Annotated in this window: 13 protein-coding genes and 1 pseudogene; 9 read left to right on the top strand and 5 right to left on the bottom strand. The window is 72.0% G+C overall.

Translation table 11 applies throughout. The features are described 5' to 3' along the window. Positions 1-473: 473 nt before the first annotated feature. Positions 474-1,376 carry a tetratricopeptide repeat protein gene (locus AB0F10_RS23085; RefSeq protein WP_360628492.1) on the top strand — a complete coding sequence of 301 codons (903 nt, stop codon included), beginning with the start codon at positions 474-476 and terminating at the stop codon, positions 1,374-1,376. A 172-nt stretch (positions 1,377-1,548) separates the two neighbouring features. After that, positions 1,549-2,487: a cyclase family protein gene (locus AB0F10_RS23080; protein WP_360628489.1), complete on the top strand. Its 939-nt coding sequence runs from the start codon at positions 1,549-1,551 to the stop codon at positions 2,485-2,487. Between the two features lie 58 nt (positions 2,488-2,545). Here AB0F10_RS23080 and AB0F10_RS23075 read toward each other — a convergent pair whose 3' ends face one another. After that, the gene (locus tag AB0F10_RS23075) at positions 2,546-4,375 is read right to left on the bottom strand and encodes an arabinofuranosidase catalytic domain-containing protein (RefSeq protein ID WP_360628486.1); all 1,830 of its coding nucleotides are present in this window, start codon (positions 4,373-4,375) and stop codon (positions 2,546-2,548) included. A 263-nt stretch (positions 4,376-4,638) separates the two neighbouring features. Between AB0F10_RS23075 and adhE the strand changes: the two genes are divergently transcribed. The 3 genes and pseudogenes from adhE to pflA all read left to right on the top strand — a co-directional run bounded on the left by adhE (position 4,639) and on the right by pflA (position 10,501). Further along, the gene (gene adhE / locus AB0F10_RS23070) at positions 4,639-7,362 is read left to right on the top strand and encodes a bifunctional acetaldehyde-CoA/alcohol dehydrogenase (protein WP_360628483.1); all 2,724 of its coding nucleotides are present in this window, start codon (positions 4,639-4,641) and stop codon (positions 7,360-7,362) included. A 59-nt stretch (positions 7,363-7,421) separates the two neighbouring features. Continuing rightward, positions 7,422-9,683 (top strand): annotated as a pseudogene (gene pflB / locus AB0F10_RS23065) (formate C-acetyltransferase). Beyond that, a complete protein-coding gene (pflA, locus tag AB0F10_RS23060) occupies positions 9,680-10,501 on the top strand; it encodes a pyruvate formate-lyase-activating protein (protein WP_360628481.1) in 822 nt (273 codons plus the stop codon). The pseudogene pflB and the gene pflA overlap by 4 nt, the downstream one beginning before the upstream one ends. Positions 10,502-10,606: 105 nt before the next feature. On the opposite strand, the gene dacB is transcribed toward pflA, so the two are convergent. Continuing rightward, positions 10,607-12,211, bottom strand: coding sequence for a D-alanyl-D-alanine carboxypeptidase/D-alanyl-D-alanine-endopeptidase (dacB, locus tag AB0F10_RS23055; RefSeq protein WP_360628479.1), 1,605 nt, complete (start codon positions 12,209-12,211; stop codon positions 10,607-10,609). 204 nt (positions 12,212-12,415) lie between these two features. Here dacB and AB0F10_RS23050 point away from each other — a divergent pair, with 204 nt between their 5' ends. Continuing rightward, complete coding sequence (locus tag AB0F10_RS23050; RefSeq protein WP_360628477.1) at positions 12,416-14,551, top strand: DUF4153 domain-containing protein; 2,136 nt, start codon at positions 12,416-12,418, stop codon at positions 14,549-14,551. Between the two features lie 116 nt (positions 14,552-14,667). Here AB0F10_RS23050 and AB0F10_RS23045 read toward each other — a convergent pair whose 3' ends face one another. Both AB0F10_RS23045 and AB0F10_RS23040 read right to left on the bottom strand, forming a co-directional pair. Next, positions 14,668-16,167 (bottom strand): hypothetical protein, encoded by a 1,500-nt coding sequence (locus AB0F10_RS23045; RefSeq protein WP_360628474.1) that lies wholly within the window; start codon positions 16,165-16,167, stop codon positions 14,668-14,670. Further along, positions 16,164-16,529, bottom strand: a complete 366-nt coding sequence (locus AB0F10_RS23040) for a PadR family transcriptional regulator (RefSeq protein ID WP_360628471.1) — start codon at positions 16,527-16,529, stop codon at positions 16,164-16,166. The genes AB0F10_RS23045 and AB0F10_RS23040 overlap by 4 nt, the downstream gene beginning before the upstream one ends. A 109-nt stretch (positions 16,530-16,638) precedes the next feature. Between AB0F10_RS23040 and AB0F10_RS23035 the strand changes: the two genes are divergently transcribed. The 3 genes from AB0F10_RS23035 (at position 16,639) to AB0F10_RS23025 (ending at position 20,759) form a co-directional block, all read left to right on the top strand. Then, positions 16,639-17,748 carry an acyltransferase gene (locus AB0F10_RS23035; protein WP_360628468.1) on the top strand — a complete coding sequence of 370 codons (1,110 nt, stop codon included), beginning with the start codon at positions 16,639-16,641 and terminating at the stop codon, positions 17,746-17,748. Positions 17,749-17,907: 159 nt separating this feature from the next. Continuing rightward, the gene (locus AB0F10_RS23030) at positions 17,908-20,193 is read left to right on the top strand and encodes a glycoside hydrolase domain-containing protein (RefSeq protein ID WP_360628465.1); all 2,286 of its coding nucleotides are present in this window, start codon (positions 17,908-17,910) and stop codon (positions 20,191-20,193) included. Beyond that, entirely contained in the window at positions 20,193-20,759 is a 567-nt protein-coding gene (locus AB0F10_RS23025; RefSeq protein WP_360628462.1) for a hypothetical protein, read from the top strand. The genes AB0F10_RS23030 and AB0F10_RS23025 overlap by 1 nt, the downstream gene beginning before the upstream one ends. 176 nt (positions 20,760-20,935) lie before the next feature. Here the strand turns inward: AB0F10_RS23025 and AB0F10_RS23020 are convergent, their stop codons facing one another. Continuing rightward, positions 20,936-22,921 carry a tachylectin-related carbohydrate-binding protein gene (locus tag AB0F10_RS23020; protein ID WP_360628459.1) on the bottom strand — a complete coding sequence of 662 codons (1,986 nt, stop codon included), beginning with the start codon at positions 22,919-22,921 and terminating at the stop codon, positions 20,936-20,938. Positions 22,922-23,129: the final 208 nt, after the last annotated feature.

Raw genomic sequence — 23,129 nt, 5'->3', positions numbered from 1 at the left:
TCGGCCACCGAGCTGCACGGCTTCCTCGGGTACGTGATGCGGGCCAACATGGAACGCCGGCTGTACCGGCCGCCGAGCTGCGGCACCCGGGCTCCGCCACCCTCGACGGCGTGTGGGCGGTGTTCTCCTGGTCGTACCGGGCGCTCGGCCCTCCGGCCGCCCGGCTGTTCCGCCTGCTCGGGCTCACCGCGGGCGCCGACATCGGCACCGACGCGGTGGCCGCGCTGGCCGGGGTACACGGGCGCCGGGCGCGCCGGACGCTGCGCGAGCTCACCGACGCCAGCCTGCTGACCGAGCCCGCGCCCGGCCGCTACCAGTTGCCCGGCCTGCTGCGCGTCTACGCCGCCGAGCTCGCACACGGCAGCGACACCGAACAGGACCGCCGGGACGCGCTCACCCGGCTGCTGGACCACTACACGCACACCGCGCATCAGGCGGATCGGGTGCTGAACCCCACCCGCCCGCCGAGCCCGATGGATCTGACCGCCGCGGTCGCCGGGCCGAGGGAGCCGTTCGACGCGCAGGCCGCGCTGGCGTGGCTGGGCACCGAACGGGCGGTGCTGCTGGCCGCCCTGCGCCAGGCCAGGGAAACGGGGCTGGACCGGCAGGCGTGGCAGCTGGGCTGGGCCCTGGACACGTTCCTGTACGAACAGCGCCACTGGCACGACGAGGGCGTCGCGTGGGCGGTGGCGCTGCGGGCGGCGACGGCGCTGATGGACGGCCCGGCGGTCGCCCACGCGCATCGCTTCCTGGGCGTCGTCGCCGGCCGGCTCGACCGTTTCGCCGAGGCGCACACGCACCTGCGCCGGGCCGCCGAGATGTGCCGGGCGGCGGGCGACCGGCCCGGCGAGGCGGAGACCGAGTACGTGCTGTCGTACGTGTGCTGGCTGCAGGCCGAACACGAACGCGCCCTCGAGCACGCCCAGCGGTCGCTGGCGTTGTGGACGGAGCTCGGCCACCCCGGCTGGGAGGGCAAGGCGAGCAACGCGGTCGGCTGGTACCACGCCCAGCTCGGCGCCCCGCAGCAGGCCCTGCACCACCACGAGCGGGCGGTCGCGCTGCAGCGGCAGGCCGGAGACCCGGCGAGCGAGGCCGTCGCCCACGACACCCTCGGCCGGGCCAACCACGACCTCGGGTACTACGAGGTGGCCGCCGACCACTACGAACTCGGCCTGCGGCTGGCGCGGGCGATGGCCGACCCGATCCTGGAGGCCCAGCTCGACATCCACCTGGGCGACACCCATCAGGCGATCGGCGACAACGCCTCGGCCCGGGAGCGCTGGGAGGACGCGTACAAGATCCTCATGAACGCCGACCATCCGCAGGCGTCCGATGTCGCCCGCAAGCTGCAGACGATCCGGAACCCGCCCGATTAGGCGTCAGGTGCCGGCGTCGATCACGCTGAAGTGGCGCCCCGGCGGCGCGACCGGCGACCACGTACGATCATTGTCGTGTTGGGTGTGCATTTCGACGTCCGGCGGTTCTACCAGCGAGCTGCGGCCGCCGGCCGCGCCGTGATCTTCACCGCGACCTAGAGGCGATGCTGGGATGACGGCGACGCAGGACGACGTGCTCGGGTATTTCAACACCCTGTCGAACTGGGGACGGTGGGGTGACGACGACGAACTCGGCACCCTGAACCACATCTGCGACGACGTCCGGCTGGCGGCGGCCTGCGCCGTGCGCCACGGCAGGAGCGTGTCGTGCGCGTGGGAGGTCGCCGCACCGGCGGACATGAAGCGGTCGACGACGACGTTCCCGTGCACCGCCGACATGCCGGGCGCCGAGAACATGCCCGCCGCCTTCCACGCCGACCGGCGCTGGGGCTTCTCGTCCGAGCGGCTCGGCATCACCTTCCACGGCAACACCCTCACCCACCTCGACTCGCCGTGCCACATCTTCTGGGACGGCACGATGTACAACGGCCGGCCGCACTCGATGGTCGACGCCGCGACGGGATCGGCGTGGGCGGCCGTCACGGCGGCGGCGAACGGGATCATCACGCGCGGCGTGCTGCTGGACATCGCGCGGGTCCGCGACGTGCCGTGGCTGGAACCGGGGCAGGGCGTGTTTCCCGAGGATCTCGAGGAGGCCGAGCGCCGCCAGGGCGTGCGGGTGCGCTCCGGCGACGCGGTGCTCCTGCGGACCGGCTACGGCCGCTCCCGGCACGAGACCGGTCCGGCCGGCGGCATCACGCAGGCCGGCTGGCACGCGTCCTGCCTGCCGTGGCTGCACGAGCGCGGCGTCGCGCTGATCGGCGCCGACACGCCCCAGGAGGTTCAGCCGTCGGGTTACCAGGACGTGCTGATGCCGGTGCACGCGGTGGGTCTCGTCGCGATGGGCCTGTGGCTGCTCGACAACTGCGACCTGGAGGCGTGCGCGGCGACGGCCGCCGAGCTGGACCAGTGGGACTTCCACCTCGCGGTCGCGCCGGTCCGCCTCGCCGGCACGTCCGGCAGCCCGGTCAACCCGATCGCCACCTTCTGAGCGACACGGACCTGACGCCCGGCCCCGGGCACGGGGTGCCCGGGACCGGGATGCTCACCTAACCCAGGGCGAATTTCTGCGCGGCGCTGCCGTTGCAGTCGTAGATCTGCAGCCGGGTGCCGTTGGCCGAGGCGCCGTTGGGTGCGTCCAGGCAGCGGCCGGACTGCGGGTTGCGCAGCGAGCCGTCCGCCTGCTGCTGCCAGGCCTGGCCGCCGACGCCGTTGCAGTCGTACAGCTCGACCTGGGTGCCGTTGGCCGTGCCGTTGCCGACGATGTCGAGGCAGCGGCCCAGGGTACGCAGCGAGCCGTTGGCGTTGTGGAACCAGTGCTGGTCGATCGCGTACGACTGGCAGTCCCACAGCTGCACGGCCGTACCGTTGCCGCCGCTGTCGTCGGCCGCGACGTCCACGCACCGGCCGGCCGGCCCGACGGTGGCGCCGCCGCCGTTGACGGCGAACTTCTGCGCCGCCGAGGAGTTGCAGTCCCAGATCTGCAGCCGGGTGCCGTTGCCGGTGGCGCCGTTGGGCGAGTCGAGGCACCGGCCGGACTGCGGGTTGCGCAGCGAGCCGTCGGCCTGCTGCACCCACTTCTGGCCGCCGGCGCCGTTGCAGTCGTAGAGCTCGAGCTGGGTGCCGTTGGCGGTGCCGTTGCCGTTGATGTCGAGGCAGCGGCCCAGGGTGCGCAGCGTGGTGTCGGCGAAGTGCGTCCAGCGCTGGTCGGACGCGTAGGACTGGCAGTCCCACAGCTGCACCGCGGCGAGGTTCTGGCCGGTGTCGTTCGCGGCGACGTCGACGCACCTGCCGCCCGGGCCGGCGATCGTCCCCTTCGGACCGTTGGGCACGTTGGTCTGCCCGGAGTAACCCACCGACACGATGTTGGCCTGCACCGCGTTGTCCGCGGCGTCGGTCGGGTAGCCCGCGGTCATCACGCCCTCGAAGAACGTGCCCATGTTGCGGTTGCTGTTGTCACCGCCGGTGCCGAGGATGATCGAGCCCTCCTGGTGCATCGGGATGTAGCCGCCGCGGTTGGGCAGGGCGCCGTTCCACCAGGTGCTCAGGCCGCCGGACTGGGAGTTGCCGCCCTTGAGCGCGTACGTGGTCTGGCCGTTGTTCTTCAGCAGCGCCGTGACGAAGGTGCTGCTGTTGCCCAGGTTTGCCGTGTTGGAGCCGTTGGCGCCCTGGAACATGCCGTTCTCGAGGTCCGCCTCGACCCACGGCCCCGACCCGGTGCACGGCGCGAAGTAGCAGGTCGTGGCGATGCTTACCGCGTCCATGTGCCCGTTGCCGGTGTCCGCCACCTGCGCCTCGGCGTTGCCGTAGTCGAAGCAGCAGTCGGAGCCGACGTGTGTACCGCTGGCCACCATGTACATGCCCTCGGGCGCGCCGTTCTGCGCGACACCGGAGCCGACGTAGCGCCGGTAGCCGTGCTGGGGCGAGATCCAGATGCCGTACGCCTTGTGGCCGCCGGCGGTGATCGCGATCTCGCTCGCGTCGGCCGGGTAGTCGGCCGGCCCGGCGGTGCCGGCGGGCGAGACGGTCAGGTCGTTGTGCCGGGCGGTCTGGTCGTAGATCTTGGTGATGCCGCAGGTGGTGCCGTTGCAGAAGGCGTCGTGGTCGCCGGCGTTGGCGTATCCGCCGGCGGCCAGCAGGCCGACGTCGTGTGTTGCGTGGTCGGAGGCGCGGGTCAACTGGTAGAGCGGCCCGGCGTACGCCGCGAAGAGCGCCCGCACGGTGCTGTGCGCGGCGACGCACGAGGTGCCGGCCGCGCCGTAGATGTCGCAGGGCAGGGAGGTGGCGGCGGAGGCCGCGCCGGGCACGCCGAGCAGCGTGCCGAGCACGAGGGCGAGAGTCGCGGAGAGGGAGAGGAGCGGGGAGCGGAGTCTGCGCATGGGGATGCACTCCTGACGACCGTCTGCGCAGTGCCGGCATGGCAGACATTGACGGTGGTCGACCTTGTAAACGGAAAATTACGCCCGCTGGTTGATGCAGTCAATATCCGATTGTAAATGTTGTTTTTTGTTTGAATTACTCCGGGATGTTTCGATGGCCGGGCGTTGATATCCCTCGATTCGGCGGGTCGCGGCGGCCGGCGGGGTTCATCCTCGAACGGAGAGCCCGGGCCCGTCGCGACAACCGTTGAGGTGACAGAACCATGGCCGCGGATCAGTCGACCACCACAGCACCATCAGACGTCTCGATCATGATCGACGGGCTGGTGTCGGCCGGGTTGAAAGCCCTCGCCGACTACGACGCCTTCGATCAGGAGCAGATCGACTACATCGTCAACAAGGCGTCGGTGGCGGCCCTCGACCAGCACGCCGCGCTGGCGAGGCTCGCCGTCGAGGAGACCGGCCGTGGCGTCTTCGAGGACAAGGCGGTCAAGAACCTCTTCGCGTGCGAGCACGTCACGCACAGCATGGCGAACATGCGCACCGTCGGGGTGATCAGCGAGGACGATATCACCGGGATCACCGAGATCGCCGACCCGGTCGGGGTGATCGCCGGCATCACCCCGGTCACCAATCCGACCTCGACGACGATCTTCAAGGCCCTGCTGGCGCTCAAGACCCGCAACCCGATGGTGTTCGCGTTCCACCCGGCCGCGCAGCGGTGCAGCGCCGCCGCGGCGCGCATCGTCCGGGACGCCGCGATCGCGGCCGGTGCGCCGGAGAACTGCATCCAGTGGATCGAGCGGCCCTCCGTCGAGGCCACCACCGCCCTCATGCACCACAGCGGCATCGCCACGATCCTGGCGACCGGCGGCAACAACATGGTGCGGGCGGCGTACTCGGCGGGCAAACCGGCGCTCGGTGTCGGCGCCGGCAACGTGCCGGCCTGGATCGAGGCGAGCGCGAAACTCCCGCGGGCCGTCAACGACATCGTGCTGTCGAAGTCGTTCGACTACGGGATGGTCTGCGCCTCCGAGCAGGCGGCGCTCGTCGACGACGCCATCTACGACGCCACGCTGGAGGAGTTCCGCGGACTGCACGCGTACCTGGCCTCGGCCGAGGAGAAGCGGATGCTGGAGGAGTTCATCTTCGGCATCGCGGCCTACGGCACCGCGTGCGGCGGCGCGAAACTCAACCCCGACGTGGTCGGCAAGTCCCCGGCCTGGATCGCCGAGCACGCCGGATTCAGCGTCCCGCCGCAGACCTCGGTGATCCTGGCCGAGGTAAGCGAGGTCGGCCCGAACGAGCCGCTGACGCGGGAGAAGCTGTGCCCGGTCCTGGCCGTGCTGCGGATCGGCTCGCGGGAGGAGGGGCTGCGGGCCGCCACCGAGATGGTGGAGTTCCACGGGCTCGGACACAGCGCGGCGATACACACCGAGGACGAGGAACTCGTCGTCGAGTTCGGCAAGCGGGTCAAGGCGGTCCGGGTGATCTGGAACTCGCCGACCTCGCAGGGCGGCATCGGGGACATGTACAACTCGTTCCTGCCGTCGCTGACGCTGGGCTGCGGCAGCTACGGGCGCAACTCGGTGTCGGACAACGTGTCGGCGGTCAACCTCATCAACATCAAGCGGATCGGGCGGCGCACCAACAACATGCAGTGGTTCAAGGTGCCGTCGAAGATCTACTTCGAGCCGCACGCCATCCGATACCTCGCCGACATGCCCGACGTGCAGCGGGTCACCATCGTCACCGACGCGACGATGACCCGGCTCGGATTCGTCGACCGGATCAGCCGGGTCCTGGCGCGCCACCCGAACCGGGTGGTGCTGCAGATCATCGACGACGTGGAGCCGGAACCGCGGATGACCACCGTCGACAGCGGCGCCGAGCTGATGCGCTCGTTCCGCCCGGACACGATCATCGCGCTCGGCGGCGGCTCGGCGATGGACGCGGCCAAGGTGATGTGGCTCAAGTACGAGCACCCGGAGGTCGACTTCGAGGACATGCGGCAGAAGTTCTTCGACATCCGCAAGCGGGCTTTCAGCTTCCCGGCCCTCGGCGAGCGGGCCCGCCTGGTCTGCGTGCCGACCACGTCGGGCACCGGGGCGGAGGTGACGCCGTTCGCGGTCATCACCGATCACCGCACCGGCAAGAAGTACCCGCTCGCCGACTACGCGCTGACCCCGACGGTCGCGATCGTCGACCCGGCGCTGACCGCGAGCATGCCGCGGGCGATCGCCGCCGACAGCGGCTTCGACGCGCTCACCCACGCGATCGAGGCGTACGTGTCGGTCTACGCCAACGACTTCACCGACGGCCTCGCCCTGCACGCCATCCGGCTCATCTTCGCCAACATCGAGCAGTCGGTGGTCGACGGCGACCCCGACGCCCGGGAGCGGATGCACAACGCCGGCACGATCGCCGGGATGGCCTTCGGCAGCGCCTTTCTCGGCATCGTGCACGCCATGTCGCACACCCTCGGCGCCACCTTCCACATCGCGCACGGCCGCACCAACGCGGTGCTGCTGCCGCACGTGATCCGCTACAACGGCAGCGCCCCGGCGAAGCTGTCCGGCTGGCCGAAGTACGAGAACTACCGGGCACCGCAGCGGTTCACCGAGATCGCCCGCATGCTCGATCTGCCCGCCGACAGCCCGGCGGAGGCGGTGGAGGCGCTCGCCGCCGCGGTCGAGCGGCTGCGGACCGAGGTCGGCATCGAGGCGTCGTTCGCCGAACTCGGCGTCGACGAGCAGGAGTTCCTCGCCGCGCTGCCGCAGCAGGCCCTGCACGCGTACGAGGACCAGTGCGCGCCGGCCAACCCGCGGGCGCCGATGCTCGACGACATGCGGGAACTCATGATCGCCGCCTACCACGGCACCGCCTGGCACCGGCGTCACGCCGAGGCCCGGCGGCCGCACGAACTCGGCCGGGGCCTGAGCGGCCTGATCGCCGAACGGAGCCGCGCGGTCCACGGCGATGTCTGACCGATGGCGTTTGCCGGACATCCCGCGGTGACAGGGCCACGATGGGAAGGGGGGCCGACATGAGCGCGACAGTTCTCGACACGACAGCCACCGGACTGGACCCGTGGCGCGGGTTCACCGGCGACGACTGGCGCGGCGGCATCGCCGTACGCGACTTCATCCAGGCCAACTACGAGCCCTACACCGGGGACGCGTCGTTCCTGGCCGGCCCGACCGGCCGGACCCTGGGCATCTGGGACAGGCTGCTGGCGATGTTCCCGGTCGAGCAGGAGCGCGGCATCTACGACGTGGACGCGCTCACCCCGTCGACGATCACCAGCCACCGGCCCGGCTACATCGACCGGGACAGCGAGTTGATCGTCGGCCTGCAGACCGACGCGCCACTGCGCCGCGCGATCATCCCGAACGGCGGCTGGCGGATGGTCGAGGGCGGGCTGAAGGCGTACGGATACGAGCCCGACCCGGCCGTCGCGGAGATCTTCACCAAGTACCGCAAGACCCACAACGCCGGCGTGTTCGACGCCTACACCCCGGACATCCTGGCCGCCCGCAGGTCGCACATCATCACCGGACTGCCCGACGCGTACGGCCGGGGCCGGATCATCGGCGACTACCGGCGGGTCGCCCTGTACGGCGTCGACCGGCTGATCACCGCGAAACAGGCCGACAAGGACGACTGCGCGGCGCGGCCGATGACCGAGGACACCGTGCGCCGCCGCGAGGAACTCTCCGAGCAGATCCGCGCCCTGGCCGAGCTCAAGCAGATGGCGGCCTCCTACGGGTACGACATCGCCGGCCCGGCCCGCACCGGCCGCGAGGCCGTCCAGTGGCTGTACTTCGCCTACCTGGCCGCGGTGAAGGAGCAGAACGGCGCCGCGATGTCGCTGGGCCGCACGTCCACGTTCATCGACGTCTACCTGCAGCGCGACATCGCCGAGGGGCGGCTCACCGAGTCCGCGGCGCAGGAACTGGTCGACGACTTCGTGATCAAGCTGCGGATCGTGCGGTTCCTGCGCACCCCGGAATACGACGAGCTGTTCTCCGGCGACCCGACCTGGGTCACCGAGGTGATCGGCGGGATCGGCGCCGACGGCCGCCCGCTGGTAACCCGCAGCAGCTTCCGGTACCTGCAGACCCTCTACAACCTGGGCCCCGCGCCGGAGCCGAACCTGACCGTGCTCTGGTCGCCCGCGCTGCCGCAGGGCTTCAAGGAATTCTGCGCCCGGGTGTCCATCGACACCAGCGCCATCCAGTACGAGTCCGACGACCTGATGCGGCCACGCTTCGGCGATGACACCGCGATCGCCTGATGCGTGTCCGCGATGACCGTCGGCAAGCAGATGCAGTTCTTCGGGGCCAGGGTCAACCTCGCCAAGACCCTCCTGTACGCGATCAACGGCGGGCGCGACGAGAACAGCGGCGCCCAGGTCGGTCCGGCGCTGCCACCGCTTGCGGGCGACGTGCTCGACTACGAACAGGTCGCCGCGCGGTTCGACACGATGATGGAGTGGCTGGCCGCCACCTACGTCAACGCCCTCAACATCATCCACTACATGCACGACAAGTACGCCTACGAGCGCATCGAGATGGCCCTGCACGACACCGACATCCTGCGCACGCTGGCCTGCGGCATCGCCGGCCTGTCGGTCACCACCGACTCGCTGTCGGCCATCCGGTACGCCACCGTCCGGCCGGTCCGCGACGAGGGCGGCCTGGTCGTCGACTACACCATCGAGGGCGACTTCCCGGCGTACGGCAACAACGACGACCGCGCCGACACCATCGCGGCCGGGCTGGTCGAGTCGTTCATGGCCAAGATCCGCAAGCATCCGACGTACCGGCAGGCGGTGCACACGCAGTCGGTGCTGACGATCACCTCGAACGTCGTCTACGGCAAGCACACCGGCAACACCCCGGACGGCCGCCGGGCCGGGCAGCCGTTCGCGCCGGGCGCCAACCCGATGAACGGCCGCGACACGCACGGCATGGTCGCCGCGGCGATGTCGGTGGCGAAGCTGCCGTACGAGCACGCCCAGGACGGCATCTCGCTGACCACCACGGTCACCCCGAACGGCCTCGGCAACAACCGCGACGAGCAGGTGCGCAACCTGGTCGGGGTCCTCGACGGCTACACCACGGTCCACGGGTTCCACATGAACGTCAACGTGCTCAACCGGGCGACCCTGGAGGACGCGATGGCGCACCCGGAAAAGTACCCGCAACTGACCATCCGGGTCTCCGGGTACGCGGTCAACTTCGTGCGCCTGACGCCCGAACAGCAGCGCGACGTCCTCTCCCGCACCTTCCACGGTGCGCTGTGAGCACCTCCGTCATCCACCGTCCCGACCTGGGAATCACCCCGGCCGAGCCGCGCCCGCCGCGCGGCGAACCCGTCGCGCTGGTGCACTCGTGGGACGTCTCGACCGCCGCCGACGGTCCCGGCACCCGGTTCGTCACGTTCTTCGCCGGCTGCCCCCTGCGCTGCCTGTACTGCCAGAACCCGGACACCTGGGAGGGCCGCAACGGCCAGCGCGTCACCCTCGGCGACCTGGTCGCCAAGATGCTCAGCTTCAAGGCGTTCATCGTGGCGTCCGGCGGAGGCGTGACCGTCTCCGGCGGCGAGCCGCTGCTGCAGAGCGGCTTCATCGAGGCCTACCTGCACCGCTGCAAGCAGGAGGGGCTGCACACCGCTCTGGACACCGCCGGCTTCCTCGGCGCCCGGGCCACCGATCAACTGCTCGACGACACCGACCTGGTGCTGCTCGACGTCAAGTCCAGCGACCCGGAGACGTACCGGAAGGTGACAGGCGTAGGCCTGGAGCCGACCCTCGCCTTCGGCGACCGGCTCGCCGCCCGCGGCAACCGCATCCGCATCCGGTACGTCCTCGTGCCCGGCCTGACCGACGACCCGGACAACGTCGCCGGGGTGGCCGACATCGCCGCCGGCTGGGGCCCGGCGGGGGAGGGCGGCATCGTCGAGCAGGTCGACATCCTCGGCTATCACCGGCTCGGCGTCGCCAAGTACCGCGAGCTCGGGCTGCGGTATCCGCTGGCGGACGCCCCCGCGGCGACCGCGGAGCAACTGGCCGCGGCCGCCGGGCACTTCACCCGCCGCGGCCTGCGCGTCACCACGTCATGATGCGACCCAAGCTCAGGTAGATGGAATCTACGTAGATCTAATCGACATCAGTTCTCCCTGTTCGAGACCCCCGGGGCGGTCGCCCCGGGGGTCGGCGAAGGGCGGCTAGCAGGCGTTCGGCACCCAGGAGCACTCGACGTCCTCGCCGTCGCGGGTGACGACGTGGCGGGGGACCGTCGGCAGCCGCTCGGTCCGCAGCGAAGCCGCCGCCGGGCCGCCCGAGCTGGCCATGGCCACCGCGGCGGTGTCCAGGATGTCGCTCACGTTCGACTGCGCGGCGTTGGAGATCGAGGAGAAGAGCAGCTTGCGCCCGCTGCGGTCGGTGACGTAGCCGGACAGGGCGTTGACGCCGGTCAGCGTTCCGGTCTTGCCGTGCAGGTTGCCGGCGGCCGGGGTGTCGCGCATGCGGCTGGCGAGGGTGCCGCCGATCAGCGGGCTGGGGTCGCCGGCGATGGGCAGCGCCGCGTACCAGGTGGCGAACCACGGGCGGGACTGTGCGGCCTGGAGCAGGGTGGCGACCTGGGCGGTGGTCAGCCAGTCGCGGCGGCTCAGCCCGGAGCCGTCGCCCATGGTGATCCGGGTGGTGTCGACGCCGATGGCCTTGAGCGCGGCGGTGCCGGCGGCCAGGCCGGTGCTCCAGCTGCCGGCGGAGGCGGGGGTCTTGGCCCGGCCCATCGCCTTGGTGAGCAGTTCGGCGTGGCCGTTGTTGGACAGCTTCAGGAAGTACGGAAGCAGCTTGCCCAGCGTGATCGAGGCGTGGTCGGTGATCGTCTTGGCGGTGCTGGGCGTGGCGCCGGTGGTGTTGGCCCCGGTGACCGTCACCCCGTGGCGCTTCAGGGCGTCGCGGAACACGCCGATGGCGACCTGGGTCGGGTCCAGCACGGAGAGCAGGCTGGTCTTCGCGGCGCCGGCGAGCGGGATCGAGCCGGCCACGGTGATGGTGTTGGTACCGTGCGAGCGGGTGGCGGAGACGGTGTTGGCCGTGCCCGCCTTGCCGGTGACGGTCTTGTTCACGATCTTGACGACCGTGTTGGCCGGCGCGAGCGTCACGACGCCCGCCTTGGCCGCCGCGCTGCCGGGCTTGGTCAGCACCGCGACGGCGCCGGTGTTGTAGTTGGCGTCCGCGGCGACGGTCAGCGCCGAGATCGGCGCGTTGTCGCCGTACGGCTCGTCCTGCCAGGACCAGTCCAGGCCCAGCGGGGTGCGGTCGAACCAGGTGTCGTCGGCGACCAGGGAACCGGTGAACTTGGTGATGCCGGCCCGGGCGACGGCGGTGGCGATCGCGTCGAACTGCGCGTACGTGAGGGTGGGGTCGCCCTGGCCACGCAGGTAGAGGTTGCCGGAGACGGTCTTGCCGCTCTTGGTGCCCGAGTAGCGGGCGATCGTGTGGAACTGGTAGCCGGCGCCGAGGACCTCGAGGGCCGCGACGGAGGTCATCAGCTTCTCGTTCGAGGCCGGGATCACCCGCTGGTCGGCGTTGTGCGAATAGATGATCTCGCCGCTGGCCGCGTCGCGGACCTGCAGCGCCGTGGTGGAACCGGCCAGCCGCGCGTTGGCGAGCACCTGATCGAGCGTCGCGACCAGGGCCGTGTCCGACGCGGTCGTCGTCTCGGCGGAGGCGGTGCCGACGGCGAATGCCGTGGCGGTGACGGCGACCGCGACCACTGCCAGCGCCGGCAGGGCCGGCAGCTTGTAACGCGTTCTACGCATGGATTCTCTGCTCCGCTTATATCGGAATCGCTGGAAGGTAGCGGCACATCTTTACATGAAGACGCCTCTCGATGGGGGCGCGAATCGTGTCACTCTCGGTCGCCGGGGCGATACGGACCCGTTCCAACGTAGAAGTTGGTGCGCCCACCCCCTACAGTGTGCGAACCGATCAACCGAGGGGGTGCCGTGGCCGAGTCGTCACCGGTGCAACAAGATCCGACGGACAAAGCAGGAACCGCGGCGCCCGGCGCGAGCGCCGACGCCGCCGCGGCGCCCGGCTCGGCACCACAACTGCTGGTCATGCCGTCGACAAATGCGATCCCGTCGATGCTGTGGCCGGGTTCGGACGGAGAGCCGGCCTGGGCGATTCCCGTGCAGATTCCCTCCGGTACCCGGGGATACGCGCTGTTCGTCCCGATGGTCCCCGCGGCGTCGGCCGCCGCGCCCCCGGCCGCCGCCGATCCGGCGCCGAGCGGGCAGCCCGCGCCGGAGGCCGATTCGCCGGCGCCGGCCGGCATCGTCCCGGTGGTCACTGCCAGTGATTCGAAGCCGCCCGAGCGGGCCGCGAAGATCGTCGAGCCGGCCGTGAAGGTCGTCGAGCCGGCCGTGAAGGTCGTCGAGCCGGCCGTGAAGGTCGTCGAGCCGGCCGTGAAGGTCGCCGTGGCCGCCGGCACCGGGGCTGACTCCGCCCCGGCCACCGAGGCGGGTCCGCCGCGCGTCGCGCCGACCCCGGTCGCGCCCACCGCGCCGCCGCAGCAGTATCGGCCCGCCCCGAACACCCGGCTGGTGCCGCCGCAGAATCCGGTCGGCCCGTTCGGCGCGTACCAGCCTCGGCCGCCGCAGAAGACGTTCAGCGAGAAGCACTGGCCGGGTCCGGCGGCGGCGCGGGGCATGGCCGTACCGGCCGGAGTGCTCGCCGGCGCGCTCGGCTTCGCGTTCTTCCTGCCGCTGACGACCTCCGGCATCGGCTGGTTCCTCGCCTGGCTCGCGCTGGCGGCGGGCGTCGCGTTCGCGGTCCGGCGCTCGGCGAAGCTGTCCCGCTCCGAGCGGTGGGTCCGGTCCGGCTGGGCCGTGGCGGCGCTCGCGCTGCTGCTCGTGCCGGCCGTGCGCAACGCGTGGTGGCTGGTGACGTTCAGCGTGCTCGGCGCGCTCGGCTGCACGACGCTGGCCATCGTGGGTGGCCGGCAGGTCCGGTCGATCCTGTTCGGCGTGGTCGCGACCCCGTACGCGGCGCTGCGCGGCCTGCCGTGGGTGCGCAAGCACGTGCGGGCGAGCCGCAACCCCGGCATGGCCCGGCGGGTCGGCTTCTCGGCCGGCCTCACCGTCCTGGTCCTGTTCGTCTTCGGTGCCCTGCTGTCGTCGGCCGACGTCGCGTTCTCGACGCTGCTCGACCGGGCGATCCCCAACTTCGACGGCGGCTCGGTGTTCCGCTGGATCTTCCTCGCGGTGCTCGGTGGCCTGATCGCGGTGGCCGGTGCCTACACGCTGTCGGCGCCGCCGGACGTGTCCAAGCTGGACACCGAGCACCCGGGCCGGTTCGGCCTGGTCGAGTGGGCGCCCGCCTGCGCCGCGCTGGTGCTGCTCTTCACCGGGTTCGTGGTGGTGCAGTTCACCGTGCTGTTCGGCGGACGCCGGCACGTGCTGAGCACCTCCGGGCTCAGCTACGCGGAGTACGCCCGGAGCGGCTTCTGGCAACTGGTCGCCGTCACCCTGCTGTCCCTGGCCGTGCTCGCCGCCCTGGCCCGCTGGGCCCGCCGGGACCGGCAGATCGAGCGGGTCGCGCTGCGCGTCCTGCTCGGCCTGCTCTGCGGGCTGAGCGTCATCATCGTGGTGTCGGCGCTGTCGCGCATGTGGGAGTACCAGAGGGTCTACAGCTTCACCGGCGAGCGCATCTTCGTCATGTCGTCCGAGATGCTGCTCGGCGTGATCTTCATCCTGATCGCGGCCGCGGGCATCCGGTGGCAGGGCCGGTGGATCCCGCGGGCCACCGTCGGCCTCGCCGTGTGCATGCTGCTCGGCCTCGCGGTCCTGGACCCCGAGGGCTATGTCGCCAGCCGCAACGCCGTGCGCTACCAGCAGACCGGCAAGATCGACGCCTGGTACCTGCGGGCCCTCTCCGCCGACGCGACACCGGCGCTGACCCACCTGCCCGATGCGGTACGCCGCTGCACGCTGAGCTGGATCGCCGACGATCTCGCGGAGCCCGAGCCCTGGTACGCGTGGAACCTCGGCCGGTGGCGGGCCCGGCAGGCGCTCGAAGACCTCGGCAAGGACGCGATCGGCAACCACGCCGACTGCCGCGCGGCCGATCAGTTCGATCTGCCCAAGACGCGGCGCTGAGGCGCCGCCTGAAACAACCGCGAGCCCGGGTCCGCTTCGGCGGCCCCGGGCTCGTGCCTTTCCGCCACCCGAGAACCGGACCCGGGTCCTGTCCGCGACGGCGCGGAGGGCAACGGTCAGCGCGGCACGTGCTGCACGGCCACCACGCCGGGCATCGCCATCATCTCGGCGGCCAGCCCGCCGAACAGGCCGGGGCTGGCCAGGTCGACGGTCCAGTACCTGGGCAGCGCGTCGGCGGCACCCGGCCCGATCCGGCCGTGATCGCAGTACGGGGTCAGGAAGCCCGCCGATCGGGGATCCCCGGCGAAGGTCAGGCCGCCGCCGAGCCCGCGCCCGATCGCGGCCTGGGCCAGGTTGCGCTGCTCGTCGGTGGCCAGCGGGCTGATGAACACCCGGGCCAGGTAGCTCATCCGCGCGGCCGGCGGGTCCACGATGCCGGCCGGCACCGACGGGGTGCAGGACCCCGGCAGGGCGTGCCGGGTGACCAGGTCATAGACGCCCAGCCCGGTCAGCAGCGACGCGAGGGCGATCAGTGCGACGGCCACGCCCGGCCCCCGGGTCGCCTGCCGGCGCCACCGGGCCGGACGGCGGGGCCGCCGCTGCACCGCCGCGACGAGAAGCAGGAGGGCCGCGATGATGCCGAACAACATCGCCGGCGTTCCCATGGTGAAGCCGAGCCCCTGCCAGGACGGCGCCGCCGTCTCGTCGGCCGGGCCGCCGGCCGACAGCACCAGCAGCGCGTACGGGACGACGCAGAGCACGGCGAGCACCGCGCCGGCGGCGGCCGGCCCGGCGATGCCGGGGCTGGGCTCCAGCCGGCGGCTCACCCACCCGGTCAGCAGCCAGGCGAGAAACGCGCCGGGCAGGAAGCCGAGCCAGGTCACGGCCGCCAACCACGACGGCGGCCGCTGCCAGAGGAAGTAGGTGGCGTTGCCGTCGCCGTCATACGCCGGCAGCCCGGCCCAGTAGTAGTCGGAGAAGCGCAGCCCCAGCGCGCCGCGCGAGGCGGTGAAGCCCTCGGACCGGTCGGCCGGGTTCGCGCCCACCACATCGGTCTGGTCCAGCGGCGGGTCCACGCCGGTCACCGTCCAGCCGGCGGCCTCCAGCCGGGCCCGGACGGCCGCGGTGTATGCGGCGACGTCCCGGGTGGCGGTGGTGTGCTTGACCCACGAGACGGCGTATCCGTATTCGATGCCCTCGCCGTCGCCCTGGCTGACGATCCCGGCGGCCTCGCCGCCGCCCCACACGGCGAGCCCGGGAAAGATCGTCTCGCTGATCTCGGCGGCCTCGGCGCCCGCGGGCAGCGGCCCGACCGCCTGCCAGCCGAGCCGGTTCGCGGCGCCGGCGCCGAGGAATCCGCCGGCCAGCGCGACGAACAGCGCCAGCACGACGATGCCCCGGCTCCCCGGCCGGCCGAGCCGGGCCCGGCTGCCGTGCCGGAGCAGGTTCACCACCTCGCGCGGCGCCGGCCGGCGCCGCCCCGGCGGCGCGCACTCCACCAGCGTGTCCAGCAACTCGTCGCGGCGCGGGCCGCGCGGATAGACCCGCAGGAGCCGACGGTACGCCCGCAGCAGCCGCGGGTCGGCGGCGGTGGCGGAGGCCACCAGGTCGTTCACCACGCCACCCGCCCGCCGAGCAGGTGCGCGCCCGCGGGGCCGAGGCCGAACCGCTTGAGCTGGCTGGTCGCCGCGTCCAGGCTGTGGCGCAGCCGCTCGGTCTCGGCGGTCAGCGCGGTCGCGCCGGCGTTGGTGAGCCGGTAGTAGCGTCGGGTCCGCCCGTCGACGAGTTCCTCGCGGTCGACCTCGACCAGGCCCTCGGCGGCAAGCCGGTCGAGCGCGGCGTAGAGCGTGCCGGCCTGCAGCACCACCCGGCCGCCGGACAGGGCCGAGGCCTCCTGGATCACCCCATAGCCGTGCCGTGGTCGGGACGCGAGGGTGGTGAGGATCCAGAAGGTCGGTTCACGCATCGGGGCCGCCATTCCCCCAATGTAGAGATCATCTGACTATGCGGCAAGGCCGGGTGGGGGATCGGCGATGACATCGCAGGTGAGAAGGCCCGAACCCGGTTCCCTTTGCTAGCCTCCTGCGGTGCCTGACACCCTCACAGCCCCGGTCGAGCGGGACGCCGTCGCCGCGCCGTCGTCCCGTCCCGCGCGGCGCTGGGAATTCGACGCGCTGCGCGTGGTGGCGATCTGCGGAGTCGTGGCGATCCACGTCATCGGCATGATGTTGATCAACCCGGAGCTCCGCGGCACCCTGCGGTGGTGGGGTGCCGTCGCGGTGCACGCCGGCTCGACCTGGGTGGTGCCGGTCTTCGTGATGCTGAGCGGAGCGCTGGTGCTGGCGCCGGGCGCGTATGCGGCCGGCACGGCGGCCTTCTACCGGAAGCGGTTCGTCCGGATCGTCCCGGCGCTCGTCGTGTGGCACGTCGTGTATCTGGTGGGGGTGCGCGTCTGGCTGCTGGACCAGGACGTCACCGCGAGAAGCGCCGCCCAGCTGCTGCTCGACGCGCGGGCCTACACGGCGTTGTACTTCCTGTGGCTCATCGGCGGGCTGTACCTCGTCGCGCCGGTGCTCGCCGCCTTCCTGCACGCCGGGGGCCGCTTGCGGTCGCTGGTGACGGCCGCGGTGGCCCTCTGCTGGGGGCTCGTCCTCTGGATCGTCCCGAACATCTCCACGCTGCTGGGGACGGAACGGGTGAGTGGTCTGGGCGCCTGGGACCAGTGGGTGCCGTACGTCGGCTACTTCGTGGCCGGCTGGGCGTTGCGCCGGACGGTGCTGGGCCGGCGGGCGCTGCTGGCCGTGCTCGCCGTCACGGTGGTCCTGCTGGGCGAGCTGATCTGGCAGTCCGGCCATCGGGGGCAATTCCGCACGCTGAACGCCCTGCTCCCGGTGCATCGCCTGGGCATCGTCGCCGCGGCGGCGGCGATCGGCGTGTTCCTGCTGGCCGTCGGCCTGGGCGCCCGGTATACCCCGCCCGAGCGGCTGCGGGGCCTGCTCACCCGGCTGTCCGATGCCTCGTTCGGCGTGTTCCTGGTTCACCTGGCACTCTTCGCGATCCTGCAGCAGGCCATTCCGGCCGTACGCGCGGCGGACTCGCCCGCGGTGATGGTCGCCGCCTACGCGGCCGTCCTCGGCTGCTCGTTCGCGCTGTCGATCGGCGCGGCCAAGGTGCCGTACCTGCGAAACGTCTTCTGATCCCGAACCGGGAGGGCGGGATCGGTCCCCGGAACCACTCTGGGTGATCTCCCGGCGACCGGATCGGGTGGTGCGCGGTGCCGGTACGGTGTCGGCTGCCACGCAGTGATCCTCGTATATCCGTGGCCGATTGGGGACGACGTGCCGGTGGAATCCACCGTGCGGGCAGCACAGAAGTGGCTCAACGACACCTACACCCTGGTGCCGGGGTACGTCCCGATCGCCGTGGACGGCAGCCCGGGTCCGAAGACCTCCGTCGCGCTCATCAGGGCGCTGCAGCACGAGCTCAACATCGAATGGCCCTCCGACAACTTCGGGTGGGGCACCCTGGCGGCGCTGACGGAGCACGGCCCGATCGGTCCGGGCGAGACGAACCCGAAACTGATCAAGATCGTCGAGTCCGGCGCCGCGTGCCGCGGCTACGACCCGGGCGGCATCACCGGCGTCTTCGGTACGCGGCTGACCGACGCGGTCGCGGCCCTGATGACCGACGCCGGCCTCGCCGGGAGCATCGACGGCACCGTCGTCCCGAAGGTCTGCCGGGCGCTGCTCAGCGTGGACGGCTATCTGCTCGCCTCCGGCGGATCGCCGCACGTGCGGGAGGCCCAGCGGTGGCTGAACGGCCGCTATCTGAACAGGTCGGCGTTCCTTGTGCTGCCCTGCGACGGCCGGCGCTCCCGCGACCTGCTCACGACACTCACCTTCGCGGTGCAGTACGAGGTCGGCCTGACCGACGCCCAGGCGAACGGCAGCTTCGGCCCGCTGACCCAGGCCGGGGTGCGGGCCAACGGCCTGATCAAGGCCGGCTCCACCGGCACCTGGGTGCGGCTGTTCTCGGCCGCGCTCACGCATTATCCGGCCGCGCAGTACTTCACCGCCGACTTCGACGACGCGCTGGCCGACGGCACCCGCGCGCTGCAGGCCTTCTGCCGGCTCACCGAGAACGGCGAGGGCGACTTCCCCACCTGGGCGTCGCTGCTGATCAGCACCGGTGACCAGGCCCGGCCCGGCACCGCCGCGGACACCATCGACGCGGTCACCCCGGCCCGCGCGCAGACGCTGCTCGCGGCCGGCTACCGGACGATCGGCCGGTACCTGACAAACGTCGAGGGCTCCAGCCTGGACAAGAAGATCAAGCCCGGCGAGCTGGCGACCCTGACCGCCAACGGCCTGAGCCTCTTCCCGATCTTCCAGACGGCCGCGGACTCGGCGGGCTACTTCAGCTGGGCCCAGGGGTACGCGGACGCCCGCGCGGCACACGACGCGGCGCTCGGTCACGGGATCGACGCGGGGGCGGTCATCTACTTCGCCGTCGACTACGACGCCACCGACGCGGACGTGACCCGGAGCGTGATCCCGCACTTCCTCGGCGTCGAGGCGGGGCTGCGCCAGCTCGGCGGCCGCTACGCACACGGCGTGTACGGTGCCCGCAACGTCTGCAGCCGCCTGAACGCCTCGGCGTTCACGAAGTGGAGCTTCGTCAGCGGCATCACCTCGGGCTGGACCGGCAACGTGGCGTACCCGCTGCCCGCCAACTGGGCGTTCGACCAGATCTCCACCGTCGATGTCGGCGCGGGCGGCGGCGGCCTGGAAATCGACAAATGCGTGCTGCGCCCGGGCACCGACGCGGGCGAGTCCGCGTTCGGCTCCCCGGCGAGCACCCTCGCCGGCTATCTCGACTGGATCGACCGGCTGCACGACCTGGCGCTCGCCTACGGCAGCGGCGATCCGGCCGAGCTGGTGCTGGAATACCTGCGCGCCGGCCGCCACGACAACTGGCAGAGCCGGCAGCTCGGCGGCGGCACCGACGCGGGCTTCCTGACCCAGGTGGACGCCGCCGGCCTGGCCCGCGTGCGCGCCTACCACGACCCGGCCGCCGGGGTGGACGTCGACGTGAGCCGGTTCGGCGCGGCCGCCCTGGCCGCCCTGCGCGATCCGCCGCGGGCGGTGCCAGGCCGCGGGGACTTCGCGGGGTGGGGCGGCGACTGGATCGCGTTCTACGGCGGCTGGCGGTTCGGCGAGCCGGCCACGCCGGCCCGCGACTACTGCGCGGCGCACCTGGCGAGGAGCGACACGCCCGGGGCGCTGGACCTCGCCGGGCTGGTCGCGGGCGTGGACGCCCACCTCGCCGCCGAGCAGGTACGCGGGGGCGCTGGTCTGGTCGATCATCTGCGCGCGGCCGACCGCGGCACCCGCTTCAGCGGGTTCTACCGCGGCCGGTTCGGCACCGACCCGAACGCCGCGGCGACGGCGGCGCAGAGCATGCTCACCGCCACCGGCGACGCCGCGCTGACCGCGGCCAGGGACCTGCTGTTGCGCGGCCTGGCCGTCACGCCGGTCGCCGTGGACGAGCAGCTGAGGCAGCTCTGCCGCGGCTTCGCCGACCGGCTGGCCGCGCTGGCCGAGGCCGAGCAGATCCGACTGAACCGACGAGAGGTGCCGTAGTGCGGCGACGTACCCTGCTGGCTTCGGCGGGAGCGGGAGCCCTGCTCACCGCGTCCGGCGTCCCGGCCCGGGCCCAGGCGGCCCCGGCCGCCACCGACCTGCGGAGCTTCGCGGTGCAGGGCACCGACATCTCGGTGCTCCTGCGGCCCGGCCCGCCGGCGACGGTCCTGCTGTACGCGGCCCGCCGCTTCCAGTACGAGATCGACGCGCTGCGGCCGGGCGATCTCGCGACCGATGCCACCGGCACCGTGCTCGACATCCGCCCGGGCTGGTACCCGCCCGGCGCCCGGGGCGGCTTCCCGCCGCACCAGCTGATCGTGGTGCGGGACATCATCGCGCAGTGCGACGGGCTGCTCGGCTGGGGCGGCGACTCGAAGCGGACGCCTCGGGAGGGCCGCTTCCGGATCGCGGTCCCGCCGGCCGGCCGGGCGCTGCGGGCGCTGGCGAAGCGCCTGGACGCCGACGAGGAGACCCCGGACCGCCGGGTGGGCGCGGGCACCGGCCTCCCGTTCACCCCGGCCCGGCTGCGGCGCTCGGAGTCGATCCGCCGCAGCGCCGCCGGATGATCCAGGTCCGGTGGGCCGACGGCGCCGAACGGTTCCCCGCCGACCCCGGCTGCGACCCGGCCATCCGCGAGCGGCAACCCGGATTGTGGCTCCGACCCGCCCGGCACCGTCGCTGACAGACCCTCGAGGGGTACCTCCCATCACGGGAGGCACCCCTCGATTCGTTCGCCGGGATCTCAGTCGCGGGGCGGGGCGGGCAGGGCGTGCCGCGCGAACTCCGGCGTGGCCCGGCGCAGCGCGGCACCGGACGCCGCCGGAATCTCGCGATCGTAGACCCGGGTCGCGTCGTTCACGTTCCGGTAGACGATCACCCAGCTCTGCCCGCTCGAGTTGGTCAGCGGGGCAACGGTCGGGTCGGTGGCCGCCGGGTCGGACCCCTGCGTATTGATCGGCGCCCAGTCACCCCAGGTGTCCGATCCCTGGGTGGTCTCGAACACCCGGTAGACCTCGTTGTCCGTGCCCCGGGCCACCACGGCGACCCGGCCGAGCACCGGATCCAGGATCGCGGCCGGTGACCCGGCCGCCTCGAAGGAGCCGACCGGCGTCCAGACTCCGGGGAACGCGCCCGAGGAGTTCTGCCGCTGCGTCACGATCAGCCCCTCCGCCGAGCGGGCGAAGATCCGCAGGCTCGGTCCGGGCACCGTGACGACGGCAGGGGATCCGCTGAAGCCGCTGCCGCCCAGGCTGGTCCACGCCGACAGCGTCCCGTCCTTGTACGTCGCGGTCTGCAGCGTCCCGCTGGCGTCGCTGACCACCAGCAGGACCGACCGGTCGGAGGTGGCCAGCGCGTAGGGATCGCCGGTCATCCCGCTGCCGCCGAGCGAGTTCCACGGCAGGAGATCGCCGGCCGTGCCGTCCTGCGGCCGGACCCACAGCGCGCCGTCGGCGTCGAGCGCGAAGGCGGTCAGCGAGCCGTCGGAGAGCCGGACCAGGGCCGGCGACGACCGCATCGCGCCGCCCAGCGCCAGCCCGGTATCCCAGGCCGTGCTCGGCGCGGCGGCCCGGGTGAACGACCAGACGTCGGAATTCGCGTTGTGCACGGCCGCCCGCAGGACACCCTGCGCGTTGGCCACGACGGCCGGCCTGCCGGTGAACGCCTGGTCGCTGGGGATCGTCGCCCACTGGATCGAGTTGAAGTTGTCCGGCAGGGGCTGGTACCCGTGCCGAAGCCGGCCGATGTTGTCGGTGTGCAGGTACTCGATCGCTCCCATCGCGGTTCCGGTCGCGGGCCCCTGGACGACGGTGCTCGTGCCGTACTGCTGAACCGTGAGGTCGGGCCGCGCCGGAATGTGCCGGTCGGTCAGGCGGCAGGCGTCGGTCCAGGCCGTCACGTTGGCGTACTGCTGAAACTTGTCGCCGATGTCCGGACCCTGCACCGGCCAGGTGCTGGTGTCCTCCCGGTGGCGGTAGTTGATGAGATCGCCGTCGGCCTGGATGCCGAGCAGCGTGTCGCCGCCCACCGAGACGACGCCCTTGGGGAAGTTCTGCCAGCCCGTGCCGACCAGTCTGTCGCGCTGAATCCAGCGCTGGCTGGTGGCCTCGTAGCGGTACCGGTAGAGCTTGCCGGCCGGTGTTCTCGCGTACAGCACGCCGGGTCCGCCGGCGACGATCAGGTCGTACCGGTCCCACCCGCTGTCCAGCAGGCGTCCGAAGACCGGCCAGGTCCGGGTGTTCTCGTCGTAGCGGTACCAGCGGAGCCTGCCGTTGGCGTCGATCAGGTAGAAGTCACCGATCTCGTCGACGGTGATCTTGTTGCGGTAGGCGGCCGTCGCGTACTGGGTGAATCCGGTGTGCAGCTGCAGGTTCTGCTTGCCGTCCACGGTGTCCCACGTGGACCCGTTCCACCGGTAGCGCCACAGGCCGGTGGAGTTGATGGCGTAGACCCGGCCGTTCGGCCCGCCCAGCACCCGGCCGTAGTTGTTCCAGCCGGAGCCGAACGAGACCTTGGTGCCCAGCTTGGTGGTCGAGGTCCCCGGTGAGTTGAGCGGGATGCGCCACAGCACGCCGCTGGTGTCGGCGGCCACCAGCGACGCCGCACCGGTGCACTGGAACGTGTCGGCCGCCTGCGCGGGCTGGCCGCCGACCAGGATGAGGGGTGCCGCCATCGCGGCCGTCACCAGCCCGGCGGCGGCACGCCGCCACCGGGTCACGTGCGAGTTCATCTTTTGTTTTCCTTTCGCCGTTCGCGACACGAACGCCGGTTGTCCGGCCGGAGTGGGGAGCGGGTACGCGGCGAAGGCGGATGCCGGCCGCGCGCTCAACCCGGGATGCGGCCGAGCTCCGGCACACGCGCGCAGGCATGCGCCGTGAGCAGGGCGAAGTCGCGTGGAACCCCCGTGACATGCCAGACCTCCCCGTTTCGCTGGCAAG

Source organism: Actinoplanes sp. NPDC026623, from assembly GCF_040638275.1.
In the GTDB taxonomy this organism is placed as follows: Bacteria; Actinomycetota; Actinomycetes; order Mycobacteriales; family Micromonosporaceae; genus Actinoplanes.
This window is presented reverse-complemented; position numbering and strand designations above follow the sequence as displayed.